This window comes from Aquirufa regiilacus (assembly GCF_032470275.1).
GTDB classification, from domain to species: Bacteria; Bacteroidota; Bacteroidia; order Cytophagales; family Spirosomataceae; genus Aquirufa; species Aquirufa regiilacus.
Genome location: NZ_JAVNWW010000001.1, coordinates 1000579 through 1014595 on the forward strand (window position 1 = coordinate 1000579; position 14017 = coordinate 1014595).

The following is a 14017-nucleotide window of genomic DNA, read 5'->3' on the forward strand; positions in this document are numbered from 1 at the left end:
AATCAATCAAAAAAGCCTAGATTTTGAATCGATTTTTTATAAAATTCATCTCTAAAGTTTTGTAATTTGCAGGAATTAAAAAATGATTAATATGCCCAATACAGCTAACGAATTCTTATATAGTTATTTAAACAATGCCTCTCCTACTGGCTTTGAATCTTCAGGCCAACAAATTTGGTTGGACTACCTAAAACCCTACATTGACGAAAAAATCATCGATACTTATGGCACAGCTGTAGGTGTTATCAATCCAGGACAGCCTTACAAAGTGGTCATCGAAGCACATGCGGATGAAATTTCATGGTTTGTCAATTACATTGATGATAATGGTTATTTATTTCTTCGTCGGAATGGTGGCTCTGATGCCTTGATCGCACCATCTATGCGTGCCAACATACATACGAAAGAAAAAATTGTCAAAGGTATTTTTGGTTGGCCAGCTATTCACGTGCGTGATTTAGCCAAAGATAAAGCACCTTCCATCGATGATATTTTTATTGATTGTGGCGCTGCGAACAAAAAGGAAGTTGAAGAAATGGGCATTCACGTAGGTACCGTGGTTACTTTCGAAGATGGCTTGACAGAACTTAACCAGAAATATCTTGTTGGCCGAGCGTTGGATAACCGCATCGGAGGATACATGATTGCGCAAGTGGCACGAAAATTAAAAGAAAACAAAATCACGTTACCTTTCACACTATATGTTGTCAATTCCGTTCAAGAGGAAATTGGGTTACGTGGAGCGGAAATGATTGTTCGCCGATTAAAACCAGATTTGGCCTTTATTACTGACGTGACGCATGACACCCAATCGCCGATGTACAACAAGAAAACACAAGGCGATATGTCTTGTGGAAAAGGTCCTGTCATTTGTTATGGTCCGGCGGTTCAAAACAATGTTCGCGATTTCATCATTGATGTGGCCAAAGAAAACAACATCGATTTCCAACGTCAGGCGGTTTCTCGCTCGACAGGTACCGATACGGATTCATTCGCCTACGCTACAGAAGGCGTTGCATCTGCCTTGATTTCACTCCCTTTGAAATACATGCACACAACGGTGGAAACAATTGCCAAAAGCGATATGGAAGCCGTGATTGAATTGATTTATCAATCTTTGTTGAAAGTCAAAGGAAATGAGGATTGGAGGTATTTTAGTTAGACGGTGGTCGTTGGACGTTGGACATTGGACACGAAGTGTCGCGACTCTACAGTTAATACTATGCAACGACTAGCGACTAATGACTAGCGACTAACGTCTAATGTCCAGCGTCTATCAGACGCGAGGTATCGCTTCACTACAAAAAATCCATCCAATGTCTAAAGTCCAAGAACTAATGTCTAAAGTCCAATGACTAGCGACTAATGACTAGCGACTAGATATTTATAAAATGCATTCGCATTTTATAAATATCTAGCAAAAAACTCCCAAGTTCGTAACATCTGATCAATCCGCTGACGGTTATTCCCCGCACGCGTAATCTCATGTGAAGCACCTGGATGACGAACGTATTCCACTTCACGACCCATTTGTTTCAAACTCTTGTAGAGCATCTCACTCTGAATAACACCCGTGCGCAAGTCATTTTCACCATGGAAAATAATCAATGGCGTCTTAATATTGGCCACGTACGTCAAAGGAGATTCTCTATCTAAAACCGCTCTGGTAGCCTTTTCCCAAGGATAACCACCAAAATAATTCGGAACTAAACGCCATGCATTTCCTTCCCCGAAGAAAGTCGACAATTCATAAACACCTCGTTGGGACGCAGCCACCTTAAATCGATTCGTATGCCCAACAATCCAAGCAACTAAATAACCTGCATAAGAGCCACCGGTAACCGCTAATTTGGTTGTATCGGCCCACCCTTCTTTGATGGCTAAATCTGTCACGCGCATGACATCCGCCATCGGACCTGCTCCCCAATCTTTCACGTTACTCGCCATAAAAGGTGTTCCATATCCACCGCTTCCGCGTGGGTTACAATAAACAATGCCATATCCTCTCGCAGCATAGTATTGAAATTCATGCCACATGCTTGCTTCACCCGTTCCCCACATCGCAGTAGGACCTCCATGAATCTCTACAACCAAAGGATACTTTTTCCCCTCCTGATAACCAATCGGCTTCATCACCCAATAATCAACCGTTTGACCTAATTTGTTAATAAACTGGTGTTTCACTGCTTTGGCTAATTGTTTATCCTTTAACCAAATGGAATTAAAATCAGTCAAACGTGATTCTTTCCCATTGGCTAGCATATACAATTCCGAAGGGTTTTCGATCGATGTTTTGGCATAAATGAATTGATCTCCTACCACATCAAAGCCCAAAACACCCTCTATGGTAGATGTCAAGGTTGTAAACTTCTTCGTAGCCAAGGTATATTCCACAATCGGGACAGCACCCTGATCTTGTGGAGTGAGATACAATTTCGCATCATCCGCCGACCATTTTACTTGCGTAATCACACGATCCAAAGTAACATCTTGAATCACACCCGAAGCCAAATTCATCACTTTTAAAACTGGATTCGATACTCCGGTTGATTTTGATTCAAAAAAAGCAACTTGGTCACCTTTATTATTGATACTTAAATTAGAATAACGATAACCCGCTTTCATCAATACCGATTTATAGGTCTTCGAAATTGCGTCAAAACGAACAATTTGGCTTTCTAACACCTTGTCAGGGTGTGTTAAACTATCAGCAGGCAAAATCACTAAAAAGGTATTCGCATCCAATTGCTCCCAATCGGACCAACGATGCAAGGGATTATTGAGCGCAACAGCTTTAGCCCCCGCTTCCAAATTCAACGAATATATAGTCGACAATTGGATCTCACCCGAAGTTGTCATTTCCTCTTGAAACTGTAAACGGTTAATCACCTTAGCCTTCTTGTCTTTTTCGTTTTGCGCTAAATAAGCACGAACCTCCTCGATCGTTCCGTTCGGGTTTGCTTTCGCTTTAGAAACAAAAGACGAATTAGCAAGCTTTGGTTTTTCTAAAGACCACGCAGGAATCAAATGTCGGGGATTTGCTATTGAATCCACATAAAAGTCTTTTAATGATATACCCGAGGTATAATACAAACGGCCATCATGCTTGGAAATCACAGGATTTTGAATGGACACCTTCGAATTTGTAAGTGCCAATGCCTCACCACCTGCCAGACTTAATTGAAAAACCTGCGCTTTATTACCCAGGTCACGCGTGAACAAAATTGATTTTCCATCTACCGACCAATTTGCCCCGCTAATCGAATAGCGACCCGAAGTCATGGCACGTGAGGACTTGGATGCAACATCCCCCACATATAAATGGGTTTGATAAACAAAATCACCTTTGGTATCCGGATCATCTTCGACCGAAGTAACCGTATAAAAAAACTTTTGTCCGTCTGGGGAGAAACTAGGTTTACCCACCGACTTGATTTTCAATAAATCTGTGACCTGAATGTTATTTTGGGCGAATGCGCCAAATGAGACAAATAGAATAAATAAGAATAAACGCATGGTAAAAAAATAAGGCCTGCGAAATATGTCGCAAGCCTTAAAATTATGAAATAAAAAATGAATTGATTAAATCAATTTCAGTATTTCTTCTCCGATTGCATCCGTTCCTAAAATCATTGACTTGTCGGTAGTTTCATCCGCGATATCACCCGTGCGGAAACCTTTCTTCAACACCTGATCAACCGCGTTAATAACGACTTCTGACTCAGCCTTCATACCAAACGAAATATCCAATAATAATGCAACCGATAAAACAGAAGCCATCGGATTTGCTAAACCTTTTCCTGTAATATCATGTGCAGAACCGTGAATAGGCTCATAAACACCTGTTCCATCTCCGATAGAAGCAGAAGCCAACATACCCATCGAACCTGCAATTTGAGAAGCTTCATCCGTTAAGATATCACCAAATAAATTCGCAGTTACCACAACGTCAAAACGCTTTGGATCTTTAATCAACAACATCGCAGTTGCATCTACGAATTGGTATTCAACCGTTACATCGGGGTATTCCAAAGCCAATTTCTGAATCTCTTCACGCCATAAACGTGATGATTCCAACACGTTCGCTTTGTCTACTGAAACCAAATGTTTCTTACGTGTGCGAGCGGCTTCAAAAGCCTTACGTCCAATACGCTCTACTTCGTAACGGCTATATTCTGCCACATCATAGGCTGTATCACCATTGTTTTTACGACCTTTTTCGCCAAAATAGATATCCCCCGTTAATTCACGGAAGAATAAAATATCAGCGCCCTTCAAGATTTCTGGCTTGATGCTCGATGCCGACAATAATTCATCAAACAATTTGATCGGCCGTAAATTCGCATAAAGCCCTAATTCTTTACGCATTTTCAATAAGCCTTGCTCAGGACGAACTTTTGCAGAAGGATCATTGTCATATTTAGGATGTCCTACCGCGCCGAAAAGCACAGCATCGGAAGCCTTCATCTTTTCTAATGTTTCAGCTGGAAGTGCATCACCCGTTGCTTCAATTGCTACGTGACCAATTAACGCCTCATCATACGTAAAATCATGGCCAAATTTCGCCGCAATTTTCTCTAATACTTTTTTACCTACTTCGGTTACTTCTTGTCCAATTCCATCACCTGGAACAATTAGGATATGTTTTTTTGCCATGATATGTTTATTAAATCAAATTCAACATTTTTTGTGTCGCCTTAATTGCGGACACCGTTTGGTCGCTATCCAAACCTCGTGTGATTAATTCTTTCCCTCCAAATGACCAGGTAATGATTGTTTCACAAAGTGCGTCAGACTCTCCTCCTGGTGGAATTCGTACAGCATAGTCCGTCAACTGCGCTAACTTTTGACCATTCTTTTCAAAAATGATAGCTAACGCATGCATGAACGCGTCATACTGACCATCACCTTGCGCATGTTCTTCAAAAATCTCTCCATCAACGGAAATTTTTAAGGTCACAGAAGGACGCAAGTCTTTGGAATGTGTTAATACATAATTCAACACCTGTACACGCTCCTCAATCGCATCGGAATCCAATACATCTGAAATGATGTAAGGCAAGTCATTCTGGGTAACGACCTCCTTGCGATCACCTAATTCAATGATTCGTTGGGTTACTTTCTTTAAGTCAGTATCAGACAATTGGATACCTAAAGCAGCTAAATTATTCTCAATATTGGCCTTTCCGGATGTTTTACCTAACGCATATTTGCGCTCACGACCAAAACGCTCTGGCATCAACTCATTGAAATACAAATTATTCTTTTTGTCTCCATCGGCGTGAATACCAGCCGTTTGGGTAAATACGTTTTCCCCCACAACCGGTTTGTTGACCGGAATTCGGAAACCGGAAAAGGTCTCTACCAACTTGCTCACAGAATAGAGTGACTTTTCGCAAACGGAAGTCTTGACATCTTTTTGGTAGTCATTTAATACGGCAATAACAGAAGCCAAAGGAGCATTACCAGCTCTTTCGCCCATGCCATTCACGGTTAAGTGTAAGCCATGAATTCCGTTACGAACTGCTTCCAACGCATTCGCTGTCCCTAAATCATAGTCATTATGGGCATGAAAATCGAAATGTGTTGTTGGGTAGCGAGAAACTAATTCCTTGATATAATCAGCGGTTTCCCAATGCGTCAAAACCCCTAAGGTGTCTGGCAGCAAAATGCGCTTAACAGGTAATTGTGTGATAAAATCAAGGTATTGCAACACATAATCCTTCGAATTACGCATTCCATTACTCCAATCTTCCAAGTAGACATTAACCGATAAACCTTTCGCATTTGCCAACTCAATCGTCGCCTGAATCTCAGTAAAATGCTGTTCAGGTGTTTTCTTGAGCTGATGCTGCAAATGATTCAAAGAACCTTTGGTCAATAAATTCATGACTTTGGCACCGGCATCCAACATCCATTGAACGGATGTACCGCCATCGACAAAAGTCAAGACCTCTACCCTGTCTAGGAAACCGGCTTTTGCAGCCCAAGATGTAATCTTTTTGACCGCCTGAAATTCTCCTTCAGATACACGCGCAGATGCTACTTCAATGCGATCAACTTTTAATTCAGTCAAAAGCAATTGGGCAATCGTCAACTTTTCAGAAGCAGAAAAGGATACCCCACTGGTCTGTTCACCATCCCGGAGGGTTGTATCCATAATTTCAATGTGGCGCATGAATCCTATCGATTAGTGGCAAATTCAGCGATTTCAGATTTCATCGCTTGTAAGTAATCGATGTCATCAAAACCGTTCAATAAATTATGCTTTTTGTAGCCATTAATGGCAAATGATTCAGAAGCACCTGTTGCAACAATGGTAATACTTTGCGCTTGTAAATCAACAACCAATTCCGTTTTAGGATCTTTTTCAATTGCTGTAAAGATCTCATGCAAAAACTCAGGAGAAACCTGAACAGGTAAAATACCTACGTTTATGGCATTTCCACGGAAAATATCCGCAAAGAAAGAAGAAACCACGCAACGGAAACCGTAATCGTAAATCGCCCACGCAGCATGCTCACGTGATGAACCTGAACCAAAGTTCTTTCCGCCTACCAAAATCTTACCTGAATAGGTTGGATTATTCAAGACGAAATCTTGTTTCGGTTGGTCGTTCTTATCGTAACGCCAATCTCTAAATAAATTATCACCAAAACCCTTGCGTTCTGTCGCTTTTAAAAAACGTGCAGGGATGATTTGGTCTGTATCTACGTTCTCGATAGGCATCGGAACGGCTGAACTTTTCAAAACACTAAAACTATCGTAAGCCATCTTGCTCTAATTTAAATCTTATAAAAACGCTCTTGGGTCTGTTACAACCCCTGTAATTGCAGCAGCCGCAGCTACCAAAGGACTCGCTAATAAGGTACGAGAACCCGGACCTTGACGTCCTTCGAAGTTACGATTCGATGTACTCACCGCATATTTACCTGCAGGAATCTTATCATCGTTCATCGCTAAACATGCCGAACATCCCGGTTGGCGCAATACAAATCCCGCCTCCGTCAAAATATCCAAAATACCTTCTTCTTTAATCTGTGCTTCTACGATGTGAGAACCTGGAACTACCCACGCCGTTACATGATCCGCCTTTTTACGTCCTTTAACGATCGAAGCAAATGCTCTGAAATCTTCAATACGACCGTTGGTACATGAACCAATAAACACATAATCTACTTGCTTACCTATCATCGCATCATCTTCCGCAAAACCCATGTAATCCAAAGACTTCTCATAGGTTGCAACACCCCCTTCTACATCAGCTGCTTTCGGAATGTGTTTTGAAATACCCATACCCATACCTGGATTCGTTCCGTAGGTAATCATCGGCTCAATATCAGCTGCAGCAAAATTGATTTCTTCATCAAATGAAGCACCCGCATCTGTTTTCAAGGTTTTCCAATACGCTAATTGCGTATCCCAATCAGCACCTTTAGGTGCCAAAGGACGACCTTGGATGTAATCAAATGTCGTTTGGTCTGGAGCAATCATACCCCCACGCGCACCCATTTCGATACTCAGGTTACAAACCGTCATACGACCTTCCATGCTCATGTTTTCAAAAACATCGCCCGCATATTCTACGAAATAACCCGTAGCACCTGAAGTTGATAATTTTGAAATAATATACAAAGCCACATCTTTTGGCGTAACTCCTTTACCTAATTGACCATTCACATTAATGCGCATCTTCTTAGGTTTAGGCTGCATAATGCATTGAGAAGACAAAACCATCTCAACTTCCGAAGTACCAATACCAAAAGCAATGGCACCAAAAGCACCGTGCGTCGAAGTATGTGAATCACCGCAAACAATGGTAAAACCTGGCAAGGTAATTCCATTTTCAGGTCCTACGACGTGTACAATACCGTTTTTAGGATCTCCTAAACCCCAATGTAAAATACCGTATTTCGCTGAGTTGGTGGCCAATTGTTGCAATTGATTTGCCGACAAAGGATCTTCCACCGGTAGATGTTGGTTGATTGTAGGCGTATTGTGATCCGCCGTCGCAAACGTACGTTCCGGATACATCACCCCAATTCCACGCTGCTCCAAACCTAAAAAGGCTACTGGGCTAGTTACTTCATGGATAAAGTGGCGATCGATAAAGAATACATCCGGACCATCTTCGATTTTCCGAACCACGTGGGAATCCCATACTTTATCAAATAAGGTTGTTGGAGAATTGCTCATTCGTATAATTTTAATTTTTAAGCGCTTTCAATATAATTAAGCTACAAAAATGTCGATTTTTTTGCAATTATGCAAAGGAATATAGGCGTCAAATTGGAAATACACCAAATAAAATTTGGTAAATACCAAAGTTTACAAGGAAGATCGCTGTATAAATGAAAAAGGGTTTTCAATCCTGTTGCGGGCATTGCTTTTCACCAAATCCGCAGCTAATGCGCCCATTTTGACAAAATCCGTGGAGATCGTCGAAATCCCATCAAACAACAAGCGCTTGATCGGTGTCTCATTGTATGAAATTAAGCCCACATCCTTACCCAAAAGCAATCCATGCTCCTTGATCTGATCCAAAATCGCAATCAAATCATCTTCCATAACCGTAATATAGGCCGTCCCCTTCTCCGGTTGAGCTTGTTGGGATACACGAAAATCAAAAGCATAGTCCCGACAAAAATGCTCGAAACCTTTCACGATATCTTTGGGGTAATAACTCGAATCCGGAAAAACGAGTTGGAGCACCTGGTATTTTGCCAACGCATCTTTGGCCTGCACGAGGGTTTGATAAATATCCTTTTCGAAATTCTCATAAACTGCACCATAAGAACCTTGAATTCCAGGCAATAATTTGTCTACCAGGATGAGTTTTTCCTTAGGCAACGTGTTGATGAAATCCACCGCAATGGAATCACCTTCCATGAAATGCGGAATGATGACAATATGAGAATAGTCTAATTCACGTTTTGTGATGATACGCTTAAAAAGGTTGAAGTCGTTATTGTAAATATAAAAATCAATTCCTGCCGTATCGCCCATGGAGGCCACAAAGGAATCGTAAATGATTTTTTTGTGTACAGATAACTTATTGAACAACAAGAAGATACGAAAATTTGCCGGGACGCTGCCGGCGCTAATGAAAAATCCCTTCCCGCGCACAGATTCCACGATCCCTAACGACTTCAAATAATTATATCCTTTCTCGACCGTAATGCGGGAGATATAATGCTCAAAACTTAGTTCATTGATCGAGGGTAAGACGTCTCCCTGTTTAATTTTTCCAACTTGAATACCTTCAATAATGGAATTGGCCAACTGCCTATACTTCGGCGTGGAGGAGAATTCATCAATATGTATTAGCTGAATCAACTTATTCTGTAATTGAATTGCCTAATCCTACGATTAAGACTGAAACTAGAATTACAACTATACCCGTAATCACGGTTCGCATTGTTTGTTTTGACACGCCCTTCCATTCCTTGAAATAGATTCCCCAGAAATTGGAAGTTAAAATAATGGTTGCCATGTGTAGGATCCACGAACTCGCCCCATTCCCTAATTTACTCTCCCCCATTCCGTAAAAAAAGAATTGTAAGAACCAGGTTGTACCCGCCACAGCGGCAAACGTGTAATTCATTCGCAAAGGAGCTGAAGCATTTGCATAATCTCCAAAAGACTTATTCTTGAAATTCAAATACATGCAATAGACAAAGTTGGTGAGAAAACCACCCCAAAGCACCACGATAAAAATGACATTATTCTGAAACAGTGGATCACAACCGTTGGCAACCGCAGCTCCCGCCATGTCTTTCCCAGCCTCGATACCAAAATTAAAACAGGCACTACAAAGCCCCGAAATCGTCGCAACGACTAAACCTTTAGTCAAACTAAATTCCTTAATCGTTTCCTGTTTTTGCTCTTGCGACAATTCATTCTCCTTCATCATCCCAGCCTTGCCACACAAATAGATTCCAAACACACAGACCAGAATACCCAACAAAACAACTTGGCCTCCCGTGCTACCTACAATATGCGAAATCGTATCACCCGATACGCCTGCAAATTCGCGGTAGATTGGAGGAACCAATGCACCGAAAATACTGCACAAACTCAAGGCAATGGACATACCTAAAGACATGCCCAAAAAACGCATCGCTAAACCAAAGGTCAATCCCCCAATTCCCCACAATATTCCAAACGTGAACGTCCAGAAAAAAACATCCGAATCCACTTGTTGGATTATACCCATGAAATCAGGAATCGTTAAATAAGCCGCTATGATGGGTACGATTAACCAGGAGAAAACGCCCCCCACTAACCAAGCGCTTTCCCAAGACCAAACATGAATCTTACGATACGGAATGTAAAAGGAACCCGAGGCAAAGCCCCCAAGCGAATGAAAGAATAATCCTAAAAGAGCACCCATGTATTAATTGTTTATAATTTTCAAAGTCAAAAGGTTTCCAATATTACCCAAATAATTAATAGATTGAAGTCGAATTTAGTTTAATTAAATGCACCAACTATGCTTAACCTACCTAGGAAAGTTAAATTAATCATTAGTTTTTCCATATTGTGTGGATTCACAGGATTTCAAAACGATGAACAAGTAGACTGGCCGGAGTATTTAGGTGGCCCCGACCGCAATCATTATTCCCCGCTGACACAAATAAATGCAAGCAATGCCAAAGACTTGCAAGTAGCATGGACCTATGCCCTCCCCGATTCCGGTCAAATGCAAGCAAATCCCATCACGGTGAATGGTAAACTTTATAGTGTCAGCGCATCCGTGCAAGCCTTCGCATTGGATGCGGCGACGGGCAAAGAAATTTGGCGCTTTGGGGATCCGTTGAAAAATTGGGCGAGCACATCCCGCGGATTGAGTTATGCGGATGAGCGCATATTATATACAGCAGGACCTAATCTTTGGGCTTTAGATGCCAAAACAGGGAAGCCAATCGAAACGTTTGGAGATCAAGGGAAGGTGGATTTGCATACGGGCTTGCCCGAAATCGCGAAAGACAAGTTCATTATTTCAAATACACCCGGAACCATCGTCGGGGATTTAATCGTCATGCCGCTTCGATTGTCGGAGGGGGCCGATGCCGCACCGGGTGACATTCGTGCCTTCAATATTTATACGGGTAAATTAGTTTGGAGCTTTCATACCATCCCATATCCGGGCGAAAAAGGCTATTCAACATTTCCGAAAGATGCCCATCAAAATACGTACACGGGCGCGGCGAACAACTGGGCCGGTATGGCTGTAGACCGAAAACGAGGCATTATTTATGTACCTACGGGATCGGCGGGATATGATTTTTGGGGAGGAAATCGAAAAGGACAAAATTTATATGCGAATTGCCTTTTGGCATTAGATGCTAAAACGGGAAAACTTATATGGCATTTTCAAACCACGCACCATGACATTTGGGATCGGGATTTACCAGCACCACCTAACTTGATTACGGTAACGCGCAAAAGAAAACGCATAGATGCCGTGGCTCAAATCACCAAGCAGGGATTCGTCTTCATCTTCGACCGAGTGACGGGCAAGCCCCTATTCCCGATTCAGGAACGAAAGGTCAATACAACTGCCTTACTAGGTGAACAAGCTTGGAAGACCCAACCATTTCCTTTGCTACCGAAACCCTATGCTAGGTTATCGAATGAAATTCAAGCGAGCGACTTAAGTCCCTATGCCAAAAACAAAAAAGACCTGATGAACCAACTTGCCAACCTAAAACGTGGTTGGTACGATGCTCCCAGCGAACAGGGTACCTTGATCCTACCCGGATTTGATGGAGGTGGCGAATGGGGAGGCGCGGGAGCCGACCCTGAAAAGGGAATCCTATACATAAATAGTAATGAAATGGGTTGGATTCAGAAGATGGTGAAAAACAAACAGGCTAAGCAGATGACCGGCGAGGGATTATACCAACAGTACTGCGCGAATTGCCATGGGTCAGACAGGAAAGGTAATCCTGCATCTGGCTATCCGAGTCTATTCGGCATTGAGAAAAAACGTGAATCGAAATTCATCGTACAAATGATCAAACAAGGCAAGGGTATGATGCCGGGATTCGGCCATATTACGTCAGAAGGCCAACAAGCGATTGCATCCTACATCCAAGGACTAGCGCCTAAGGAAGTCTTAGCTCAAAATTCCCAAACTTTGATTCCTTACCAAATGTCGGGCTACAACAAATTCCTTGACCAAGACGGACTTCCGGCCTTAAGCACGCCTTGGGGAACACTAAATGCCATCGATATGAATACGGGTAAATATTTATGGAAGATACCATTTGGCCAAGAACCGGAACTCGTTAAACAAGGTGTCACCGATACAGGTGGAGAAAATTACGGTGGTCCCATCATTACGAAAAGTGGCTTACTTATCATAGCCGCAACCAAAGACGCCACCTTACGTATTTATCAAACATCCACAGGAAATCTCCTAGCTTCTCATCGATTACCATTCGCATCTTTTGCAACCCCGTCAACGTATATGGTAAATGGTAAGCAATACATTGTTGTCACTTGTGGCGGAACGAAGTTGGGGACAGCTAAAGGCAATGTGGTGGTAGCTTTTTCAGTAAAAAGTGAAGAATGAAGAGTGAAGAGTGAAGTGGTAGCCTCTTTGGCAAACCTTTCAGGATTGCCAAAGTTTGAGATGCGAAGCATCGATTGGACATTAGACTTTGGACGTTGGACGGTGGACCTTAGCCTCTTTGGCAAACCTAACTGGATTGCCAAAGGAAAACAAAAGCGCGAAGCATCGATTTCTTATGGATTAGATTAATCCTTAGAATTAATCGATCGAATTACTCGGCGCTAAAAGCGCCTCAAACTTTGGCAAAGCAGGTGGCTTTGCCAAAGGAAAACAAAAGCGCGAAGCATCGATTTCTTATGGGTTAGATTAATCCTAAGAATTAATAGATCGAATTACTCGGCGCGAAAAGCGCCTCAAACTTTGGCAAAGCGCGAAGCTTTGCCAAAGAAAAACAAAGGCGCGAAGCATTGCCAAAGGAAAACAAAAGCGCGAAGCATCGATTTCTTATGGGTTAGATTAATCCTAAGAATTAATAGATTGAATTACTCGGCGCGAAAAGCGCCTCAAACTTTGGCAAAGCGCAAAGCTTTGCCAAAGAAAAAACTAGACGCGAAGTATCGCGTCTCAACAATCATCATCACAAGCCTCTAATGAACAAATTTGTCCTGATTTCGAAAAGTAGGACATACCCAACCCCAAAATAAATATCCCTTGATTATACTATGTTAATTTTGAATTATGGAAAAATCCCATGCAATCAAGATTACCTTACGATGATTAAAAAGATATACCTTTTAGCGTTTTTGGTCTTTGCAGGCCAACAAATTCAGGCACAACATTGGAAATGGACGGTAGGTTTAAACAGCACCGACTACCAATACAAGAGTTCAACCGGCGAAGCCATTGACTTCATCAAACCGCTCGGCGGGATGCATGCCTCCTTTCGTTACAACAAAGAGCTGATCGATACGACGGACCTGATTTCGAAGTTCTCGAAGACCGCCATCTTCTTTGGTAACCACCAGAAACTTGCGAAAATCGCCAGCTTGTTCCGCTATGAACTGGGTGTCAACATCAATCAATTCAACGCGACAGGCGACGACAAAAATTTCATTGTAAATTATCAAACAAACTTTGTAGGACTGCATGCGGCATTCGGTCCCGAGGTGAAAGTGTACAAAGGTTTCTCCATTGCCCTGCAAGGAAACCTAGGCGCACAGAAATTATTCAGTGGTGTTCAAACATTAATCAGCAACAACAATAATGCAAATTATGATTTGGCTGACAATGAAAATTTCAGCCCCATACATGTGATGCTCGGATATAATTTGGAAATCCATAAAATACTTACCGACAAAACTTCCGTCTTTGTCTCCTATCAAAAAAGTAGCACTTTCCACGGATGGACCGCGGGAAAACCGAGTTTAAATTTTGCACCAACAAGCTTAAGTATCGGCCTTAAAATCTCCAAATTCTAAGGTTCACAAACAATTAGTT

Annotated in this window: 11 protein-coding genes; 4 read left to right on the top strand and 7 right to left on the bottom strand. The window is 42.0% G+C overall.

The genetic code is table 11. From position 1 onward, the window contains the following. Nucleotides 1-91: 91 nt before the first annotated feature. Complete coding sequence (locus PQG45_RS04455) at nt 92-1162, top strand: M42 family metallopeptidase (RefSeq protein WP_315575418.1); 1071 nt, start codon at nt 92-94, stop codon at nt 1160-1162. 242 nt (nt 1163-1404) lie between these two features. Here the strand turns inward: PQG45_RS04455 and PQG45_RS04460 are convergent, their stop codons facing one another. The 7 genes from PQG45_RS04460 to rhaT form a co-directional block, all read right to left on the bottom strand. Further along, complete coding sequence (locus PQG45_RS04460; RefSeq protein ID WP_315575417.1) at nt 1405-3516, bottom strand: S9 family peptidase; 2112 nt, start codon at nt 3514-3516, stop codon at nt 1405-1407. A gap of 66 nt (nt 3517-3582) precedes the next feature. After that, nucleotides 3583-4656: a 3-isopropylmalate dehydrogenase gene (leuB, locus tag PQG45_RS04465; protein WP_315575415.1), complete on the bottom strand. Its 1074-nt coding sequence runs from the start codon at nt 4654-4656 to the stop codon at nt 3583-3585. A 10-nt stretch (nt 4657-4666) separates the two neighbouring features. Then, entirely contained in the window at nt 4667-6178 is a 1512-nt protein-coding gene (locus tag PQG45_RS04470; protein ID WP_315575413.1) for an alpha-isopropylmalate synthase regulatory domain-containing protein, read from the bottom strand. Nucleotides 6179-6183: 5 nt separating this feature from the next. After that, nucleotides 6184-6774 (bottom strand): 3-isopropylmalate dehydratase small subunit, encoded by a 591-nt coding sequence (leuD, locus tag PQG45_RS04475; RefSeq protein WP_315575411.1) that lies wholly within the window; start codon nt 6772-6774, stop codon nt 6184-6186. 18 nt (nt 6775-6792) lie between these two features. Continuing rightward, complete coding sequence (gene leuC, locus PQG45_RS04480) at nt 6793-8196, bottom strand: 3-isopropylmalate dehydratase large subunit (protein WP_315575409.1); 1404 nt, start codon at nt 8194-8196, stop codon at nt 6793-6795. Nucleotides 8197-8328: 132 nt separating this feature from the next. Next, nucleotides 8329-9336: a GntR family transcriptional regulator gene (locus PQG45_RS04485; RefSeq protein ID WP_315575407.1), complete on the bottom strand. Its 1008-nt coding sequence runs from the start codon at nt 9334-9336 to the stop codon at nt 8329-8331. A gap of 1 nt (nt 9337) precedes the next feature. Next, nucleotides 9338-10393, bottom strand: a complete 1056-nt coding sequence (rhaT, locus tag PQG45_RS04490; RefSeq protein ID WP_315575406.1) for an L-rhamnose/proton symporter RhaT — start codon at nt 10391-10393, stop codon at nt 9338-9340. A gap of 99 nt (nt 10394-10492) precedes the next feature. On the opposite strand from rhaT, the gene PQG45_RS04495 reads away from it, so the two are divergent. The 3 genes from PQG45_RS04495 to PQG45_RS04505 all read left to right on the top strand — a co-directional run bounded on the left by PQG45_RS04495 (nt 10493) and on the right by PQG45_RS04505 (nt 13998). Then, nucleotides 10493-12580 carry an outer membrane protein assembly factor BamB family protein gene (locus PQG45_RS04495; protein WP_315575404.1) on the top strand — a complete coding sequence of 696 codons (2088 nt, stop codon included), beginning with the start codon at nt 10493-10495 and terminating at the stop codon, nt 12578-12580. 3 nt (nt 12581-12583) lie between these two features. After that, nucleotides 12584-12769 carry a hypothetical protein gene (locus PQG45_RS04500; protein WP_315575403.1) on the top strand — a complete coding sequence of 62 codons (186 nt, stop codon included), beginning with the start codon at nt 12584-12586 and terminating at the stop codon, nt 12767-12769. A gap of 524 nt (nt 12770-13293) precedes the next feature. Then, on the top strand, nt 13294-13998 hold the full coding sequence (locus PQG45_RS04505; RefSeq protein WP_315575401.1) for a hypothetical protein: 705 nt from the start codon (nt 13294-13296) through the stop codon (nt 13996-13998). Nucleotides 13999-14017: the final 19 nt, after the last annotated feature.